The 19,527-nt window shown below is 45.1% G+C and carries 19 protein-coding genes; 14 read left to right on the top strand and 5 right to left on the bottom strand.

The features are described 5' to 3' along the window. Positions 1-80 precede the first annotated feature (80 nt). From V6N89_RS03020 to ccoG, 3 genes are all read left to right on the top strand, one after another. Positions 81-1,478 carry a PhoH family protein gene (locus V6N89_RS03020; RefSeq protein ID WP_338520110.1) on the top strand — a complete coding sequence of 466 codons (1,398 nt, stop codon included), beginning with the start codon at positions 81-83 and terminating at the stop codon, positions 1,476-1,478. A gap of 239 nt (positions 1,479-1,717) precedes the next feature. Continuing rightward, complete coding sequence (locus tag V6N89_RS03025) at positions 1,718-3,139, top strand: PLP-dependent aminotransferase family protein (protein WP_338520112.1); 1,422 nt, start codon at positions 1,718-1,720, stop codon at positions 3,137-3,139. A 114-nt stretch (positions 3,140-3,253) separates the two neighbouring features. Beyond that, positions 3,254-4,582, top strand: coding sequence for a cytochrome c oxidase accessory protein CcoG (ccoG, locus tag V6N89_RS03030; protein ID WP_346993376.1), 1,329 nt, complete (start codon positions 3,254-3,256; stop codon positions 4,580-4,582). A 25-nt stretch (positions 4,583-4,607) separates the two neighbouring features. Here ccoG and V6N89_RS03035 read toward each other — a convergent pair whose 3' ends face one another. The 3 genes from V6N89_RS03035 to V6N89_RS03045 form a co-directional block, all read right to left on the bottom strand. Continuing rightward, entirely contained in the window at positions 4,608-5,489 is an 882-nt protein-coding gene (locus V6N89_RS03035; RefSeq protein ID WP_338520115.1) for a hypothetical protein, read from the bottom strand. Between the two features lie 168 nt (positions 5,490-5,657). Continuing rightward, positions 5,658-7,043, bottom strand: coding sequence for a siroheme synthase CysG (gene cysG, locus V6N89_RS03040; RefSeq protein WP_338520117.1), 1,386 nt, complete (start codon positions 7,041-7,043; stop codon positions 5,658-5,660). 129 nt (positions 7,044-7,172) lie between these two features. Then, complete coding sequence (locus V6N89_RS03045; RefSeq protein ID WP_338520118.1) at positions 7,173-8,975, bottom strand: DEAD/DEAH box helicase; 1,803 nt, start codon at positions 8,973-8,975, stop codon at positions 7,173-7,175. Positions 8,976-9,268: 293 nt separating this feature from the next. On the opposite strand from V6N89_RS03045, the gene V6N89_RS03050 reads away from it, so the two are divergent. The 4 genes from V6N89_RS03050 to V6N89_RS03065 are packed head-to-tail and all read left to right on the top strand — an operon-like array spanning position 9,269 to position 12,051. Further along, the gene (locus V6N89_RS03050; protein WP_346993377.1) at positions 9,269-10,120 is read left to right on the top strand and encodes a tetratricopeptide repeat protein; all 852 of its coding nucleotides are present in this window, start codon (positions 9,269-9,271) and stop codon (positions 10,118-10,120) included. 20 nt (positions 10,121-10,140) lie between these two features. Beyond that, complete coding sequence (locus V6N89_RS03055; RefSeq protein ID WP_346993378.1) at positions 10,141-10,629, top strand: tetratricopeptide repeat protein; 489 nt, start codon at positions 10,141-10,143, stop codon at positions 10,627-10,629. Between the two features lie 28 nt (positions 10,630-10,657). Beyond that, the gene (locus V6N89_RS03060; protein ID WP_338520123.1) at positions 10,658-11,674 is read left to right on the top strand and encodes a tetratricopeptide repeat protein; all 1,017 of its coding nucleotides are present in this window, start codon (positions 10,658-10,660) and stop codon (positions 11,672-11,674) included. A 29-nt stretch (positions 11,675-11,703) separates the two neighbouring features. Next, entirely contained in the window at positions 11,704-12,051 is a 348-nt protein-coding gene (locus V6N89_RS03065; protein ID WP_338520125.1) for a tetratricopeptide repeat protein, read from the top strand. 60 nt (positions 12,052-12,111) lie between these two features. Here V6N89_RS03065 and V6N89_RS03070 read toward each other — a convergent pair whose 3' ends face one another. Beyond that, positions 12,112-12,939, bottom strand: a complete 828-nt coding sequence (locus tag V6N89_RS03070; RefSeq protein ID WP_338520126.1) for an ion transporter — start codon at positions 12,937-12,939, stop codon at positions 12,112-12,114. A 115-nt stretch (positions 12,940-13,054) separates the two neighbouring features. On the opposite strand from V6N89_RS03070, the gene V6N89_RS03075 reads away from it, so the two are divergent. After that, positions 13,055-13,207 carry a hypothetical protein gene (locus V6N89_RS03075; RefSeq protein WP_338520127.1) on the top strand — a complete coding sequence of 51 codons (153 nt, stop codon included), beginning with the start codon at positions 13,055-13,057 and terminating at the stop codon, positions 13,205-13,207. A 110-nt stretch (positions 13,208-13,317) separates the two neighbouring features. Here the strand turns inward: V6N89_RS03075 and tolC are convergent, their stop codons facing one another. Further along, positions 13,318-14,700 carry an outer membrane channel protein TolC gene (tolC, locus tag V6N89_RS03080; protein ID WP_338520129.1) on the bottom strand — a complete coding sequence of 461 codons (1,383 nt, stop codon included), beginning with the start codon at positions 14,698-14,700 and terminating at the stop codon, positions 13,318-13,320. Between the two features lie 297 nt (positions 14,701-14,997). On the opposite strand from tolC, the gene nudF reads away from it, so the two are divergent. The 6 genes from nudF (at position 14,998) to parE (ending at position 19,525) form a co-directional block, all read left to right on the top strand. Then, a complete protein-coding gene (gene nudF, locus V6N89_RS03085; RefSeq protein WP_346993379.1) occupies positions 14,998-15,624 on the top strand; it encodes an ADP-ribose diphosphatase in 627 nt (208 codons plus the stop codon). After that, the gene (locus tag V6N89_RS03090) at positions 15,621-16,061 is read left to right on the top strand and encodes a DUF1249 domain-containing protein (RefSeq protein WP_431189762.1); all 441 of its coding nucleotides are present in this window, start codon (positions 15,621-15,623) and stop codon (positions 16,059-16,061) included. Before nudF ends, V6N89_RS03090 begins: the two co-directional genes overlap by 4 nt. Next, complete coding sequence (locus V6N89_RS03095; RefSeq protein ID WP_346993380.1) at positions 16,058-16,234, top strand: hypothetical protein; 177 nt, start codon at positions 16,058-16,060, stop codon at positions 16,232-16,234. Before V6N89_RS03090 ends, V6N89_RS03095 begins: the two co-directional genes overlap by 4 nt. 52 nt (positions 16,235-16,286) lie before the next feature. Continuing rightward, positions 16,287-16,871, top strand: a complete 585-nt coding sequence (locus tag V6N89_RS03100) for a metallophosphoesterase (RefSeq protein ID WP_346993381.1) — start codon at positions 16,287-16,289, stop codon at positions 16,869-16,871. A gap of 99 nt (positions 16,872-16,970) precedes the next feature. Next, entirely contained in the window at positions 16,971-17,552 is a 582-nt protein-coding gene (locus V6N89_RS03105; protein WP_346993382.1) for a YqiA/YcfP family alpha/beta fold hydrolase, read from the top strand. A gap of 77 nt (positions 17,553-17,629) precedes the next feature. Further along, positions 17,630-19,525, top strand: a complete 1,896-nt coding sequence (gene parE / locus V6N89_RS03110) for a DNA topoisomerase IV subunit B (RefSeq protein ID WP_346993383.1) — start codon at positions 17,630-17,632, stop codon at positions 19,523-19,525. Positions 19,526-19,527: the final 2 nt, after the last annotated feature.

Raw genomic sequence — 19,527 nt, forward strand, 5'->3', positions numbered from 1 at the left:
AGCGGAACTGTAGCTTGTTAGCCTAAGTCATGCTGACTTAAGCCATTGGGCTAATCTGGCTTTATTTACCGGAGTGAAGGATGCCAAGAAAAAACTCTACCGATACCAAAATATACGTCCTCGATACCAATATTCTGCTTCACGAACCCCACGCTTTTCTCTCATTTAAAGAACATGATGTCGTTATTCCAATGACCGTATTGGAAGAACTTGATTATATTAAAGACAGTAAAAAAGATGTCGCGCGCGATGCCCGCGTATCTATTCGTGCGATGGAGGATTTACTTCACGACGCAACACCAGAAGATATGCTGGCTGGCGTATCGATGGAGGGCCTAGGAGCCGGACAAACTGCGCCCACCATTAGCTTGTCTATTTTTGCTGACTTAAATATGGTGGAATCACAACAAGTTTTTACCAGCAACGAAAATGATAACCGCATTATTAACGTTGCACTTCATCTTCAAAAGACCTTTGCGCCACAAAAAGTGGTGTTGGTAACCAAAGACCTCAACATGCGTTTAAAAGCTAAAGGCGCAGGCTTGGCACATGTTGAAGATTACCGCACTGACCAATTGATTACCGATATTAAGTATCTCTCTCGAGGTTTTCACGCTTTTGATGGAAACTTCTGGGACAATGTAAAAAGTGTGGACAGTCGACAAGAAGGCCGCGACACCATTCACACAGTGCCAAAGTCTATGCTACCGGAAGCCTACGTTAATGAGTTTTTACTTGATGAAACAAACCAGTTTGCGGGTTTAGTTGAAGAGGTCTCGAGCGATACGCTTGAAATTCTTGATTTGGGCTATGAACGCTTAATGGGGCGTCATGCATGGGGCATTACTCCGAAGAATATTGGGCAGGCAATGGCGTTACACGCGTTGCTTGACCCTCACATCGATATGGTCATTTTAACGGGGCCCGCAGGAAGCGGTAAAACCTTGTTAGCGCTGGCTGCTGCGCTAGAAATGGTGGTAGAGCGCAACATGTACGACAAAATAATTGTTACGCGAAGTACACCGGAAATTGCCGAGTCTATTGGTTTCTTACCGGGTACTGAAGAAGAAAAAATGTTGCCATGGTTAGCTGCAATTACCGATTCTTTGGAAGTACTGCATAAGCATGATGAAAATACTAAAGGTTCGATGAATTACATCATGGAAAAAGCCAATATCCAGTATAAGTCAGTTAACTTCATGCGCGGACGCAGTATCCAAAATGCCATTGTGATCCTCGATGAATCGCAAAACCTTACAGCGTCACAGCTCAAAACCATCATTACTCGTTGCGGCGAAGGCACAAAACTTATTGTTGGTGGTAACCTCGCGCAAATCGACAGCAATTATTTAAGTGCCGTAACCTCGGGGTTAACCTATCTTGTTGAGAAATTTAAAGACTTCTCTGGCAGCGCCACTATTAATTTAGACGGCGTAGTCAGAAGTCGATTAGCAAGTTTCGCAGAAGAAAACCTGTAGTTTGGTATTCAAGGCGTGCCAGTGACGCCTTGACGGCGTCGTAGTTATACAACACTAAAAAAGCAATAAACTTGTAGCTTATTGCTTTTTGATATCCTTGCTTTTTTCTACTCTTAAAATAGCGTTTTCACCTATAACAGAATATTGCTTCGACTGTTATACTTGCGTTTACATAGTAACGTTACTTTTAGTCCTAGCTGTAAAAACGAAAGTCGAAAATCAATAAGGAAACGTAATCCTTGGCCAAATACGATGCATTGGCGCAACAAGTGAAAGCGCAAATTGAGCAAGGTGTATGGATGGAAAACGAAAAACTTCCGTCTTTGCGAAAGCAAGCCGAGCAAACAGGTTTTAGTTTGATGACCGTTCTTCACGCTTACCAGCTACTCGAAAGCCAAGGACTTATTAGCTCGCATGCACGATCTGGGTTTGTCGTTACTGCCTCAGCCCAAAACGCGCAAAGTCATCGTGTTCAAGCACGAGTGAAAACCACAGATGCTGTTAGCATAAACGACTTTGTTTATGAAGTGCTTCAAGCTTCCCGTGACCCTCATATGTTTAGTTTGGGTTTTGCCTACCCAGACCCTTCGCTGTATCCCAGACAGCATTTGAATAAATCAATCGCATCGGCATCACAACAGATTTCGCTTACCAGCGCGATGGACAACCTTCCACCTGGCAATGTGGAACTCAGAAAAATCATTGCAAAGCGTTATGCTGCGAGGGGGATAAATATTGCGCCTGATGAGATAATCATAACGGCTGGCGCGCTTGAAGCGTTGAATCTTAGTTTACAAGCGTGCACGTCACCCGGCGATTGGGTTGTCATAGAATCTCCTGTATTTTATGGCGCTATGCAGGCACTACAGCGACTGGGGCTAAAAGCCATAACGGTCAAGGTGTCGCCCAAAACTGGGTTAGATGTTGCGGCGCTTGAACGGGCTTTTAAAAGTCACCCGGTTAAAGCTTGCTGGCTTATGAGTAGTTATCAAAACCCACTTGGCTACTCTCTCGATGATCACACCAAACAACGTATAGCTGAGCTACTAGATGCTTACAATGTGGCGCTGGTTGAAGATGATGTTTATGCCGAATTGTACGCACAAGGTAAACCACCGCTTCCCATCAAACACTTTGTTAAGAAAGCCAAAAGTATGCTGTGTTCCTCGTTTTCAAAGTCGCTAGTGGCGGGATATAGAATTGGCTGGGTGGCGGCGGGTGACAACGCGCTGGCAATTCAAAAGCAGCAGTTGATGAGCACGCTGGCAACAAGTGCACCTATTCAACTCGCATTGGTCGACTATCTATCTAAAAAGAACTACGAATCTCACTTAAAACTGTTGCGTAAGCAGCTGGTGTTGCGCAAAAAAGCTATGGTCGAATTTTTAAGTGAAGCATTGTCCGGGGCAGCCACAGTGCATGCGGATAGTGGTGGTTATTTTTTATGGGTTGAGTGTTCAAAACCTATAAATGCGATGGATATCTATCAAGAGGCTTTGCGTCTTCGTATTACCATTGCACCGGGTAAGCTATTTAGCTTATCTGATGAATTTAATCACTGCTTTCGCGTAAATGCCTCGTTTGAACTCAATGAGGCCAGACGCAATCAACTCAACAAGCTCGCGCGTTTTATTCACGTAAAAAGCGCCGCAGCTGAATAGACTTTTTCAGTACAGATAAAAATAAGATCTGATCTATAAACACAGTTCGAAACTGTAGCTATTTTATTCGTGGCGAATCACTACCATTAGCGCAAACTCTCTGGGAGAAGCCTAATGTCTGTAGTAAAAATTCGTCAAGAAGACATTATTGTATGTACGCCCGTCGACGACAATAAAATCTATATTCGAGAAGAAACGGGGCGCTATCAAAAAATACGGCGATATTTAAATGTAGTACTTGTCGCATTGTTTATTTTGCTTCCTTTTATCCAATATCAAGGACAACAAGCTATTTTGTTTGATGTGGGGCAGCAAACGCTGACGGTGTTTAGCTGGGTGTTATATCCACAAGACCTTATGATTTTCGCACTACTGTTTATGCTAGCAGCGTTTACGTTGTTCTTAGTGACGCGGCACTACGGTCGTGTATGGTGTGGCTTCACCTGTCCGCAGACCGTTTGGACATTGGCATTCAATTGGATTGAAAGACGTATAGAAGGCACGCATAACCAAAGTAAGGCACTGGACAAGCAAGCCATGTCCGTACATAAAGTGGCTATCAAAACTGCTAAGCATGCCGCATGGTTAGCGTTCAGCACGCTTACAGCATTAGTGTTCATGTCGTATTTTTACCCTGCGTCACGTCTTTATTTTGAGTTTCTATCCTTTTCGGCTCCTGCGCTCATCACAGGGTGGACCGCATTCTTTGCCGTTTGCACATACGTAAATGCAGGTTGGATAAGAGAAAAAATGTGTACGCATATGTGTCCGTATTCTCGTTTTCAGGCGGCCATGTTTGATAACAGCACGTCACTTGTTACCTACAACAGTAAACGTGGAGAGAGTCGAGGACCGCGCAAACGCAATGCGGCCAAAGGCGATTTGGGTGACTGCGTTGACTGCAACTTGTGTGTGCAAGTGTGTCCAGCAGGTATCGATATTCGTGAGGGCATTCAGTACGAGTGCATTAACTGTGGGCTTTGCATTGATGCCTGTGACAAAGTCATGGCGAAGTTTGGTTATGCTAAAAGGCTCATAGACTTTACTCGTGCTAGCAAAAGCTCCGGACGCAAGTTTACCAATTACCTTTATGGTACGGCTATTGTCGCCATTGTTGTTGCCATGTTTGGTTGGGCGGCTGATAGGCAAGACTTTGAAGCCTCCATTAGCCGAGACCGCAACACGCTATATCGCGAAAATATCGAAGGGCGAATTGAGAATACTTACACGCTTACCGTACTCAATAAAGCGCGTCAAAGTAAGCAATATACTGTTTCAATTGAAACCCCAACTACGATGCGTATTACGCAAGTTCACGATATTATTGTGGCACCTGGTGAAAAGCGCATTATGCCTCTCTCTGTCGAGGCAATGCTTTATCCAGAACATGAAATGACCCAGGTAAGGTTTGTCGTTATCGACAAAGCCACCGCGAAAAAATAGCACACGACGTTATGTTCTACGCTGGCTAGTCTACCATCTCTATTTGATAGCGAACGGTGCTGATGTAGCGCTCGGTATCTTCAGATACCTGCCCAAAAGGAATTTGGGCAGGGCCCGTTGGGTCATACAATACATAGGTCTGCCCCTCATGCTCTAATGTATAGTCACTATTGCGAGGCGTTAGTGCAATACCGAGCAATGCATGATTGGGCAGAAATACCATAATCATTTTTGTCGATGGTAAAAAGGCTCTTACCATCGACGACGCTAGAACAGCCTTGCTATCACAGTCGCCAAGGTTTTGCATTAATAGTCCTATTGGAGGCGCAAACCCAGAGCCATTACTGGATACTCTATCTTCTAGCGTGTCATACGGAATACTTTGTAGCCAGCTTAAAAGCAGCCCAAAGTAGGCCCTTGAGTCCGAATATTCTTTCACTTTTTCGTAAAAAGCCTGAGACGCGGGGACCATTGGCTTAACGGACTCTGCAATATAACGCATATGATCTGGCTTTATGGCTTGTTGGTTAAAAAGCGTAGTAAAACGGGTAAAGTAGTGCTGATGAAGGTATTCATCGTAGGCATTTTGTTGAACGTTGCGTAAATGCTGCAAAACCTCGTCCACTTTGGTGCTATCAAAACCTTTGACCTTAATGTCGATAGCGTCGCGCATGGGTTTTACTTGCACTTTAGCGTCTTTAGGGTTGATTGTTCGCGCTTCTTTTAATAGAGCGACAGTCACGTGACGCTGGGCAATCTTAGGCTTGTAATTCGTTTGCCGCAGCGGTGCATTTTCAAAGGTTTCAGAAGGGATTTCAAAGCTAAGCGTTTGACGTTTATTTTCCGCATCTAGCCACGCATAATCAAACTTCACGCCATTGTCGGTTGTCGACTTTTTGAATAGCAATTGCTCCGCGCTTACGAGGTGCGGAGTCAAACAAAGCAATACGCTTATTAAAGCAATGAAAGTGGGATAACTGTTCCTGAGCATTTAAACGCGACAAATCTCTTCGATTCTATGAGTATGCGCGTCTATCTAAAAAAAACAAGGCTCAGAAACAATGCAGCAAAAAGGCTATTGTTTGAACCAATGAAGCTGAGAATGCAAACTAACCACCGAACCAACAATAATAAGTGTAGGCGGTTTAAGTTGTGCTTCCTTCTGTTTTTCTACGATATCTTCCAGTGTGCCTGTTAACACAGCTTGTTTTTCGGTTGTTGCTGACTGTACCAACGCAATAGGCGTAGTGGGTGAAAGGCCGTGCTCAATCATTTTTTCACAAATGATAGGCAACCCGGTTAAGCCCATGTAAAAAACGGCGGTTTGATTTTGTTGAGCAAGCGCAGGCCAGTTCAAATCAATGGTGCCGTCTTTTAAGTGACCCGTGGCAAACACAACTGACTGTGCATGGTCTCTATGCGTTAACGGAATACCCGCATAGCTTGAGGCGCCGCTTGCAGCAGTAATGCCTGGGACAACCTGAAAGTCGATGCCGTGCTGAATAAGCGTTTGAATCTCTTCGCCGCCGCGCCCAAAGATAAACGGATCACCACCTTTTAGGCGTACCACGCGATTACCTTTTTTAGCTTCTTCAACCATTAACTGGTTAATATCGTCTTGCGGAAGTGTGTGGTTGCTCATGGCTTTACCCACGTAGATTTTTTCAGCGTCTCGACGAACTAGCTCAAGAATTTGTGGCGACACCAAACGGTCGTACACCACTACATCGGCTTTTTGCATTAGGCGTAATGCGCGAAATGTTAATAGATCTGGGTCGCCAGGACCTGCCCCTACCAAATACACTTGGCCTTCTACTCTCTTGTCTTTTGCTGCGGCTTCCAATGCAAGTTCAAAAGCTTCATCAGCTTTTTTGTCCTGCCCTTTTTCTACCATCTCTGCGATATCGCCATCGAGTACATCTTCCCAAAAGTAGCGACGAGCAGTAACACTATTAAGTGTTTGTTTAACTTTGTCTCTAAACTTTTCAGAAAATGCACCAAGCTTGCTTAAATTAGCGGGCAATACCGTTTCTAGTTTTTGTCGCAAATAACGCAGTAATACGGGGGCAACACCACCGCTGCTCATTGCAATAACAATAGGGGAGCGGTCTACAATAGAAGGGGTAATAAACTGACAGAGTGGCGTGTTATCTACCACGTTTACTAATACTTTTTGCGCCTTAGCAAGGTCGTGTATGTGCTGATTCACTTCACCTTTGTCGGTGGCAATAAACACCATGTCATGACCATCGAGATCACTGTCTGAGAACTCGCGTTCAATTAGGGTTACTTTCTCGTTCTTACCTAATAAATTTACGGTATCGCAAATCCATGGCGCCACAACAGTGATGGTTGCTGGCGTTTTCATAATGAGCTCTAACTTGCGCGCGGCAACTTCACCAGCGCCAACAATAAGCACACGTAGTTTTCTAGCATCAAGAAATAACGGAAAGTAATCCATAGTGGTTTTCTGGGCTTTATATACAAAAAAAGAACTGACACTATTTTGCGCCAATTCTTTTTAATAAGAAAACAACGAAAACAGCCTTTATATTTCTATTAGTTATATAAAGGCTGAGTATGTTGCTATTTAGTTCTTACGTTTACGATTTTCACGGTCACCGCGATTTGCGCGATTGCCACGGTCTTCTCGGTTTCCGCGAGGTGCTCTGTCACCACGGTCACCACGGTTGCCGCGATCGCCGCGACCTTTCGGTGGTGGCGTATCTGACCATTCGCGAATATTCAAACGCTGTCCGGCAACGCGAGTACCTTGTAGCGTATCGCGCGTTTCTTTTGGCATGCCGTCAGGTAAGTCAACCGTACTAAAGTTGTCATATATCTCGATGGCACCAATGTGCTTAGAGTTAATGTTCGCCTCGTTTGCAATAGCACCAACAATGTTGCCGGGCTTAGCACCGTGCACATGGCCTACCTCAATACGGAAACGCTGCATGCCTTCTTCCGGCTTACGACTTGTGCGCGGGGCTCTTGGCTTTCTCTCACGGCCATCGCGGCTGTTTCTATCACGGCTGTCACGTTGTGGCTTGCTATGAAGGTCAGGGCGGTCAGACTCTTTAAGAATCAGCGGCTCATCGCCTTGTGCAATTTTAAGCAATGCGGCCATTAGCACTTCAGGCGATGCTTCGTTTTCTTCTTTAATCATTTCAACGATTGGCATTAATGATTCAATGCTATCGTCTTGGGTTGCTTCAGCAACCGACTGCTTAAAGCGGCTTAAGCGCGTTTCGTTAATTTCGCTAATTGAAGGAATTGGCATTGCTTCAATTGGCTGCTTAGTGGTTTTCTCAATTGAGAACAACAAACGCTTTTCTCGGTGAGAAATAAATAAAATGGCATCACCCTGACGGCCAGCACGGCCAGTTCGGCCGATACGGTGAACATATGATTCACTGTCGTATGGAATGTCGAAGTTGATAACGTGGCTTACACGCTCAACATCAAGACCACGGGCCACAACGTCAGTTGCAACAAGAATATCAATTTGACCTTGCTTAAGCTTTTCAACAGTGCGCTCACGGGCTGCCTGAGGGATATCACCATTTAGTGGCTCTACGTCGTAGCCACGGGCAGATAGCTTGTCAGCTAACTCTACCGTTGCAGTTTTAGTGCGCACAAAAATAATCATACCATCGAACGCTTCCACTTCCATAATACGCGTTAGCGCTTCAAGCTTATGGTGCGGTGCAATTTGACAGTAACGCTGACGAATGGTGCTAGCAGTGCTTACCTTAGACGCAATTTTAACGTGCTTAGGGTCTTTTAAGTAACGCTGAGTAATTTTCTTAATTGGGCCAGGCATGGTTGCCGAGAACAGCGCAGTTTGGCGCTCCTCTGGTGCGTGGCTAAGAATAAGCTCAACATCATCAATAAAGCCCATACGAAGCATTTCATCTGCTTCGTCTAGAACAAGGAACTTAAGTTCACTTAAATCTAGCGTTTTACGCTTGATGTGGTCGATGATACGACCTGGCGTACCTACAACAACTTGCACGCCGCGCTTAAGCTGGCGAATTTGGTTGTCGTACGACTGACCGCCGTATACTGGAAGTACTTTAATTTTTTGACTAAAGCTCGCATAAACCTGAAACGCCTCTGCAACCTGAATAGCTAATTCACGGGTTGGGGCCAATACCAGTAGTTGCGGCTTACGTTGCTCAGGATCGATATTTGCCAACATGGGCAGGGCAAACGCAGCGGTTTTTCCTGTCCCTGTCTGTGCCTGACCGAGTAAATCGTGTCCATCAAGCAACAGTGGAATACTTTCCGCTTGAATAGGAGACGGTTTCTCGTAGCCAACTTTTTCAAGGGCTTGTAAGATAGGTTCTGGTAGATTGAGGTCTTTAAATGTCATGTCGACAGTTGTTGTCATTAAGGGTCCTGATGCATTAAGTAAGGAGGGTGCGGCACACGATTAAACCGTACTTTTTCGGTTTAGTATCGCAAGACGCTATACAGCGATGAACTGGCCTTTCGGGCAAGTTTTAAGAGCTTATTTTTAGCGTATTTCGCGATATGCTTGCCAGCAATGTTGCAAAAAACCATATTATATTCGAATAATGGCTAGGTTGCCACGAAATTGCACAAATTTGATGAAATAATAAACAGATTTGCAGTGGGATTGCTATCGGAACCAATAATTTTCAGTAAGGGCAAGGAATTAGAATGAAAACGAACACGCCTAATCAAATGGTAAAGCGCGCCTCTGTGGCGATGCTGCTTCTTGGTACATTATTAACAGGATGTAGTGAGAAGTCGACGGAAAGCCACTTGGCTGATGCCCGCAATTATGTCGCCGCGGCGCAAATCGATGCAGCGGTCGTTGAATACAAAAATGCCATTCAAAAATCCCCTAATCAAGCGCAACCACGATTCGAGCTAGGTAAGCTTTACCTTCAAAAGCAAAACTTTGCAGCGGCTGAAAAAGAGCTGAACAAGGCCTTGGAGCTTGGGCATCCAGCGGGGGAAGTTATTCCACTGCTGTCACTTGCCTATCAGCGTTCAGGGGCTGAAAATGCGCTTGCTGATGTTGATTATCGGGCGCAGGGAATGACCGCAGTAGAGTCTGCAGAAGTCGGGTTTTATAAACTGCAAGCACTACTTCAACTCGGTAAACAAGAAGACGCTGAAATACTGCTGCAAGACCTGATCACATTGGACACGTCTTCCGTTTACAAAGGACTGATAGAAAGCTACGTCTATGTTATTGAAAATGATATTCAGGGAGCACTTGCCGCTACTGAAGCATTAAAAGAGCAGGCGCCGTCAAACAAAGATGTCCTTCAGCAGTTGGCTAAGCTGTACATCCAAAATGATGAGGCGGGCAAAGCAGCAGATGTCTACGGTAGCTATGTCAAACTGTTCCCAGACGATGTTACCAGTAAATTTGCTTATGCGTCTTTGTTGGTAGAGCAGCAACAGCTTGATAAGGCTGAACCTATTGTCGATGACCTATTAGCACTCAATGACGCACACCCATTACTCAATACCTTTAAGGGCATTATTGAATCGGCTTAGGTGGCAATTATGCAAACGCATTGTCACATCTTGAGGTGGCTGTACAAAATGGAAGAAGCGATCTGGTGGTAAGGCTGGTGGCGGGCTTTAGTGCCTATCAAATTCAAGACTTTGAAGCTGCGCAACGTCATCTCACGATGGTTGCTTCTAGTTTACCTGACAATCACCCTGGTTTGAGAATGCTTGCCGATAGCATGCTTCAACTTGGGGACAACGATGAAGCCTTAGCAGTACTCTCTCGGGTTGAAGGCGAACAAAGTGCAGATGCTGCACTGTTTTCTAAGGCCAGTTACCAATTGCTGCGCGACGGTAACGTTGTTGGCGCACAGCAAATGGTCGAAAAATCAGAAGCAGTGAGTACAAGTGCCGACGACTTATCTAGGCTTGGCATTCTTCAGTTGTCGCTTAATGATGTGGAAGGCTTGGTAAATCTTGAGCAGGCGGTAGAAAAGGCGCCTGAGTCTGCGACATCGCAAAGTACCTTGCTACGCGCTTACATAGCAACCTAGCCAGCTAGAAAAAGCCAAAGAGGCGGCTATGTCTTGGCATAAGTCGGCCCCTGATGCTGCTATGCCGTTGGTTTATTTAGGAAGTATAGCGGTGGCGCAAGAGGCATTTGATGACGCGAAAACCTATTTAGATGATGCGGCTAAATTAGACACTGCCAATAATGAAGTGACGTATGCTCAAGCCAAGCTATTGATTGCTCAAGAGCGACAAGATGAAGCCATTGCTATGATGCGAAGTTTTCTTGAAACGCATCCATCAGATATCCAAGCACTATCAATATGGTATGCATTGGCTATTGAAAAAGATGCTGCACAACCTGTTGTCGCCTATGCAGAAAGTCAGTTAAAACAAAGTCCTGATGACGTAAATTTGCGCGTACTGCTAGCAAGAATGTACTCACTTGATGGCAACGTGGATAAAACAATAGCGCTGCTAGATGATGTTGAGGGAGACGACGACTCACCCATGGCCTTTTGGAACCTTAAGGGGCAGGCGCTGATCGCAAGTAACAAAGTGGACAAAGCAAACGCACTCTTTGACCGCTGGCTGTCTTTTTATCCTCAAGACAAAAATGCGGTATTAGGCAAACTGTTAATCTTGGATTCTCAAAAGCAGTTCAAGCAAGGCCTTACACTCACTGAGAAAACATTAGAAAAGCGCAGTGATGCTCAGCTCACCTTATTAAAGGCGTATTTTCACAGTCGATTAGGGCAGTCGCAACCTGCGTGGGATATTATCAATGAAACGTCAGATGACGTAAAAGCTCTGCCTTTTGTAAGAGGCATTGTCGCAAGACTGAAACTTATTGAAGGTAAGCCTGTAGAGGCTGTCGAACACGCCGAAGCAGCTTATGCGTCAAATCAAAACGCAGACAATGCATTATTGGTGGTGGCGGCGCTTGAAATGTCTGATGACAAGGCGCGTGCGTTTTCGTTTTTGTCAAAGCACGTGGCTCAACATAGCGAAGATATTCAAAGCAGCATGCTACTGGCAGAGAGACAGCTACCTAAAGACAGAAATGCAGCCATGGCGACCTATGCTTAGGTATTTTAGAGCAAACCCCAGATAATTTTGTGGTACTTAACAACTTGGCGTATTTAGCGCTTGAGGACAACAAGTTAAAGCAAGCCGAAGAGATGGCTAAACGCGCTGTTGCGCTTCGTCCAGAAAATGCGGAGACGAAGGATACCTTGGCACAAATTTATATTGCCAAAGGTCAAAATGAAGCGGCCTTGAAGCTGTACGACGAAATATTTGTTCGTCCTGTGTCAAACGATGAGGTGTACTTAAACCATGTGGAGCTATTGCTCGAGATGGACAAGAAACCGCTCGCGCAACGCAGGCTCTCAAGCCGTGAGTTTGCTTCACAAGTGTCAAAAGATAGAGTCGAAGCGCTTAAAACAAAGTACGGAGTAAACTAGTCAGCAGCGCCAGCGATAGGTACAGTCCCGTCGATGGCGCTTTTTGTATGCCCACCTAAGTTATTTCTTCTCTGCTAGCTGCGTTTTAATGGTCGCAAGTTCAGCCATAACGTCTTTTAATGTCGGCTCAACGTTGCCCTTTGCCACTTGTTCAGCGAGCAATTCAGCTTGTTTCTCTGCACGGGCTTTTTCATTCTCGCGCTCCATTACGTTGACCACAATGCCTATGACCATGTTTAAGAAGGCAAAAGCAGTGAAGAAGATGAACGTAAGATAAAAAATCCAACTCAACGAGTACACTTCCTGCGTTTCGTACATAACATCTGTCCAATCTTCGAATGTCATTATTCTGAACAGCGTTAGCATCGAAATGGTGATATCTCCCCATAGCACTGGGTTGATGCTTTCAAACAAAGTACTGCCCACGGCGGCGTAAATGTAAAAGATGATAAACATCAGTAGCATCACGTAGCCAAGCTGAGGCAGCGCTTTTACCAGTGAAACAAGAAGAATGCGAAGTTCTGGGATAATAGAGATCATCCTCAATACTCTAAATACACGCACTAATCGCGCTATTAGCGCAAGCTCGGTATCATCGGCAGGTATGAGGCTGATAACAACGATAAGCGTATCGAACCAGTTCCAAAAGCTTTTAAAGAAATAGCGCTTTTGTTTCTCAGCGAGAAAGCGAATAGTGATTTCTGTTAAGAAAAAAGCACTGATAAACCAGTCTAAGAAAAGCGTTACTGTGGAAAACCCTGCTGGCAGCTCATACGTTTTCGCTCCGACTAAGAGCGCGGAAATGACGATGACGCTGATAACAAAGGCTTCAAACCATTTGTTAGCTCGAATGCGTTCAAATTTGTTTTGAAGTTCAGAGGCTTGCATTATTATTAATCACTCAAGAATAAATCTGTCATCCAAAGGGCTTGAGGTAAGCCGCAATGGCGCTATACTAGTTTAGTTAGATATCTGCACAAAGCAGGAAATAAGGGGCCTAATCATGGACGATGAGTTACGTTTGTTGCAAGAAAAATTGCGTTCGGTTTCAGCGCGCTTAAGTAATTTTGCGCTCAACAAGCAAAGCGCTGAAGCACTTCGAGCTGAATACAAACAGCTGTTAAATGCCCTAGAAAAGTTCACGCCTTCCCGTTAAGCCAGCTTATTCTTATCAAATAACTAACTGCCGCTCTTTGGTGTAGTTTACACCATTACTGGCACAAAAAAGGGCAGCCTATGCCACCCTTCGTTACAAAGGTTTAGGACTTAGTCGGCCTTTGACGCCACTAAACCACGGTTTAATGTTTCAATGCCTTCGCCCGTTAACGTTCCTGCAGCTTGCTTAAGTGTCACAACAGACTGAATAAAGTCATATCGAGCACCTGCAAGGTTACGCTGTGCATCAAACAGGTTTCGTGTGCTGTCTAGTACATCAACAATAGTACGAGTGCCTACGTCGAACCCTGCTTCAGTTGCTTTTAAAGCGCTATCCGCTGATACAACAGATTGCTCTAGTGCGCGAATTCGAGATACAGCAGCACGCAAGTCGTTATAAGAACGACGCACGCTTTGTACAGTTTGGCGATGCGCCTGCTCTAGCTGTTCGCTTGCTACCACGTAGTTGTGGCGGGCTTGCGCAGTGCTTGCCGTTACTCGACCACCTTGATAGATAGGAATAGACAGTTGCGCATTTAGGCGAGTAGTATCCTGAATTGGTAGGTTAGCTTCAGGTTGTGACCCGATCGTTTGTGATACATCATCTTCTGTGTATCTCGCTGTGAATGACAACGTTGGATAGTGACCTGCGCGTGCTGCGTCAATGTCGTCTTCCGCGATATCTCTACCAAGACGCTGAACCATCAGTGACAAATTACGCTCTTCTGCTATTTTTAGCCACTCTTCAACCGTCGACGGCTGAGGTAGCGTAGCACTGAAGCGTTCTGTGCTAAGTACGCTTAAACGAGAGTGATATTTACCCGTAATAACGCGAAGGTCTTCAAGCGCAATCTCTACATCGTTTTCTGCTTGAATTTCACGTGCTACCGTGTTGTCAAAGTTAGCCTGTGCTTCATGCACATCGGTAATAGCCGTTAAACCTACTTCAAAGCGCTGTTTGGTTTGTTCTAGCTGACGCTCAATGGCACGTTTTTCTGCTTTGATAAACTCTAGGTTATCCTGGGCACGCAGCACGCCAAGGTATGCTGTTACGGTACGTACAATAAGGTCTTGTACTTGCTGCGCATACTGAGAGTCGCTTTGCTGTGCTACTTTTTCGGCGCGGCCTAGATTTACCCAGTTAGTGTGGTCATAAATCGAAAGCGTGGCTTCAACGCCTTTTTGTAAGTTAGTTTGCTGAAAGTCGAGTAGTGGAAAAGCAAAACCGACAAGCTCATCGTTTTCATCAGTAATAGGAACGGTGTTAGCACTTGTTGCACTTACGTCCGTGTAAGAAATAAACGCTGATATCTGAGGTAGAAGGTTAGCGCGGCTTACGCTAATTCCTTCAAACGCAGCATCACGTTGCGCTTTCGCTTGGTTTACCAATGGATCGTTAGCCAGTGCTTGTTGATAGACCTGCATAAGGTCGTCGGCCAGTGCACTAGTGGTCATCGAAATCCCGACTACCAGCGACAGAAGTGTTCGTTTCATGCTTACGTCTTCCTGTTGTGTTCAAGTTGTGTCGCCTCTATTTTTATTACGGCGACTAATTAAAACCAAGTGTATGAAAATTCAATCACAAACCGAAAGTCCAAACTCGTAACAGTCTTCGTTTAACTGTAACAGAATATGTGATCTACCCACGCAATTTTTATAGTAATAAACGACTTATAAATTGAGTTTTCTGTTAATCGTACACATCATACCCTGCTTTTCGCTCGCGTATACACGGTTGATATGTAAATGTACTATGTATGATAAATCTATTTGAACCATAAGTGTCTGCAAATGAACAAGGAATTCCTTTCATTTACCTCAAATGACGTCGAAATTACTGACATTAAGCCAGTATATCGTGGTTTTTTTACCATGAACGAGTATCAATTTAAGCACAAATGCTTCAACGGCGAATGGAGTGGCACCGTAAAACGCGAAATATTTGAACGCGGCCATGCGGTGGCGGTGCTGCCTTACGATCCGAATCTTCAAGAGTTCGTGCTTATCGAGCAGGTTAGAATTGGGGCATTAGCTACATCTTCAAGTCCATGGTTGATAGAAATTATTGCCGGCATGATTGATAAAGGCGAAACGCAAGAAGCGGTATGCCATCGAGAGTCGATGGAGGAAGCGGGAATTACCCTTGATAAACTCACCAAGGCGCTAAGCTATTTATCTAGCCCAGGCGGGACTACGGAAAGATTACATATTTTTATGGCGAAGACAGATGCTAGCCAAGCGCAGGGTATTCATGGGTTAGAGACCGAGTCTGAAGATATCAAGGTACACCGTGTAAAAGAAAGTAGAGCCCTTGAATGGCTCGAAAATGGCCATATTGACAACGCCGCGGCAGTAATTGCGCTACAATGGTTCTTTATGCACAAAACTCAACTCTTGGAGCAGTGGCAGACATCGTGACTCAACGTAACAACAGAAAATATGTACCTCATCTTCCTTCTATGCAGGCTTTGTGCGAGCTAAATTACTCGCATGTGCTACGTATATTGCCTGATTGCGATACGGAAGATTTAAGCTATGCATTTTCTGTTGGTAAAGGACTGTCTTACGAAATCCGTATTATTGAGTCTGCGCGATACACAAGCACACTAACGATTGTGCAAACAACGTCAGAGCTCCCCGCCTACCTTACCCCTTCAATGACGGTGAGGCTTTACCACGATGCCCGTATGGCCGAAGTGATAAACAGTCAAAACACGGGGGCGCTTCAGCCATCATATGACTACCCGAATTTGAAAATGCGACAGAGAAATGAAAAGCATATGGTAAATATTTTTCTGGCTGAGTGGCTCAATTTCTGTCTTCAACACGCCAGCAATGTAACGTCAGAAGCGTGACAACTCTTTTTCAAATTAGTGATTGTCATTTGTTAAAAAACAAAGACAAGACAGGTTACAAAGATATTGCTCCTTTTCACTCCTTGGAGGCGGTACTTAAAGCGGTTCAGGCAGATGTCAGAAAGGTGCACAAGCTAGACGGCAATAAACCCGTCATTGTGCTAGTAACCTAGTGATATCAGTGGCGATAACTCGAAGGAAAGTTACCATCTTTTCGTTTCGTTGATGAGACAATACATTGAAGCAAAGTCATTGTCTTGGTATGCCATCGCGGGTAACCATGATAACAACCCTTACTTTGATTCCATGCTTGACGGTCACCTTCTCACCGCGGGTACACCACTGCAAATCGGTTCTTGGTTGCTGCATGGATGTGATACACGCCATCCAAACAACCTCCACGGTGCCGTGGGCCAAGTTAAACAAGAAGATGTCCTCGCCATTGCCAACGCGTGCGAAAAAAGTACATTAAACATCAATCCCCAGCATCATCTTGTCGTGCTTCATCATCACATAAAGCCGTCAAATAGCTGGATGGACAAACACGCACTAGAAGGTGCTGAGAAAATTGAAGCACTTGCATCGACACAACCAGGGATAAAAGCCTTATTACATGGTCATGTTCATTCGCCTATACGGCAATCAATTGGTCAAAACGCGACACCATCATTCGGTTGCCCGTCTAGTTGCTGGCAGTGGGCAATGGAAGAAGCATTTGGGATAAGTAATGAAGACCCTGGCTATCAATTCATAATGTTGAGTGATAATGGCGACATTAGCGTTGATGTTAAACGCGTGGCTTACCGTTAAGCCTGCAATAACACTTTTAAAACACAACCTTTTAACTGAGGCTAAGCGCAGCGCGTCAAGCGGTCAAAAGTATCAGTACGACAACAATAAGAGAGCAGTATGCAACATATTCTATATCTTCATGGTTTTTTGAGTTCTCCACAGTCGGTTAAGGCACAGGCGACCAAAGCTTATTTTGAGCAACACCACAGCGATGTCACACTGCATATTCCCGCGCTTTCTAATTTTCCTAGCCAGGTTGAAGCACAGCTTATTGCCCTTATCGAAGCGACGCCGGCGCTTTTAGAAGGCGGCCTCAAGCTCATTGGAAGTTCCATGGGGGGATATCTGTCGACTTTCTTACTTGAAAAATTTGGTGGAAAAGCAGTGCTTGTTAATCCTGCAGTTAAGCCTTATGAGCTTTTGCAGAGCTTTATTGGCCCGCACCAAAACCCTTACAGCGGTGAGAAGTTTGAGATTGTAGAAACGGATTTAGCGGTTATTAAGGCACTCGATACTCCGCACCTTAAGAATGAAGGTTGCTATAAGGTGCTGCTGCAGACCGAGGACGAAACGCTAGACTATCGATTGGCTGCGCAAAAATATGCCAATAGCCAATTGCTGATAGAAGAGGGCGGGGATCACAGCTTCGTTGGCTATGAAAACCACTTGCCTGCTATCGCAGCGTTTCTACTCAAATAAGCACGTTGCCAGTGTCTACAAGCCCTGATAACATCGTTTTATCACGTTTGTTGCTGGCTTAAATAACAACCATAACTATGTCAAATCAATACAATTCAGATGCTATCGAGGTCTTAAACGGCCTCGACCCCGTAAAACGTCGCCCCGGTATGTATACCGATACAACCCGTCCAAATCACCTTGGACAGGAAGTTATCGACAACAGTGTTGATGAAGCACTCGCAGGGCATGCGTCTAACATTAAAGTGATATTGCACGAAGACCAGTCACTGGAAGTGATTGATGATGGTCGTGGTATGCCGGTGGACATTCACCCTGAAGAAGGTATTTCAGGCGTTGAGCTTATCTTAAGTAAACTGCACGCAGGCGGTAAATTCTCAAATAAGAATTACGCTTTCTCAGGTGGTTTGCACGGCGTAGGTATCTCAGTGGTGAATGCACTGTCGACGAGAGTCGAAGTTACCATTCGCCGCGACAGCAACGTATATCAAATAGCCTTCGAAAATGGCGATAAAGTTGAAGATTTGCAAGTTATCGACACGTGCGGCAAACGCAACACAGGTACACGCGTACATTTTTGGCCAGATGCGCAATACTTCGACTCTGCAAAGTTCTCTGTAAGTCGTTTGATTCACAATTTGCGCGCTAAAGCCGTACTTAGTCCTGGGCTTCGTATTCGCTTTGACAACAAGATCACTAAAGAAAGCCAAGAGTGGTACTACGAAGATGGTCTTAAAGACTATCTTTACCAAGCCGTAGAAGAGTTTGAAACACTACCTGCCGACACGCCATTTGTAGGCAGTTTCAGCGGAAATACTGAAGCAGCAGATTGGGCGGTAATGTGGTTACCAGAAGGCGGTGACCTTGTTACCGAAAGCTACGTAAACCTCATTCCAACTGCGCAGGGCGGAACGCACGTTAATGGTTTGCGCCAAGGTTTGCTTGAGTCGATGCGTGAATTTTGTGAATTTAGAAACTTGATGCCGCGCGGCGTTAAGTTGTCGCCAGATGACATTTGGGACCGCTGCGCATATATCTTGTCGACCAAGATGCAAGATCCACAGTTTGCTGGGCAAACCAAAGAGCGCCTATCTTCGCGTCAAGCCAGTGCATTTGTATCGGGCATCGTAAAAGATGCATTTAGCCTATGGCTAAATCAGCATACTGAAATTGCTGAAGCCTTGGCAGAAATGTGTATTAACAACGCGCAACGCCGTCTTCGTCAAACCAAGAAAGTGGCTCGTAAAAAGGTGACTCAAGGCCCTGCGCTTCCCGGTAAACTGACCGATTGTTCTTCGCAAGACATCTCTTACTCAGAATTATTCTTAGTAGAAGGCGACTCGGCAGGTGGCTCTGCAAAACAAGCGCGGGACAGAGAGTTTCAAGCTATCATGCCCCTTCGCGGTAAAATCCTAAACAGTTGGGAAGTTGATTCTTCTCAAGTGTTGGCGTCGCAAGAAATTCACGATATTTCGGTGGCCCTTGGCATTGACCCTGACTCCTCAGATTTATCAGGGCTTCGCTACGGTAAAATTTGTATTTTAGCTGATGCTGACTCTGACGGACTGCATATCGCGACATTGTTATGTGCGCTCTTTGTTCGCCATTTCAGGACGCTAGTGGAACAAGGGCACGTATATGTTGCCATGCCTCCATTATTTCGAATTGATGTGGGCAAAGATGTTTACTACGCGCTAGATGAGGGCGAAAAACAAGGCATTCTCGATAGAATTGAAGCTGAGAAAAAGCGTGGCAAAGTTAACGTGCAGCGCTTTAAAGGTTTGGGTGAGATGAACCCAATGCAGCTTCGTGAAACAACTATGGACCCTAACACCCGTCGTCTTGTGCAGCTGACTATTGAAGATGCAGAAGAAATGATGGAGTTAATGGACATGCTGCTTGCTAAAAAGCGCTCCGGCGACAGAAAAGTGTGGCTGGAAAGCAAAGGCAATATGGCAGAAGTCGCGCTGTAGCG

The organism is Alteromonas gracilis (genome assembly GCF_036870955.2).
Classification (GTDB): Bacteria; Pseudomonadota; Gammaproteobacteria; order Enterobacterales; family Alteromonadaceae; genus Alteromonas; species Alteromonas gracilis_A.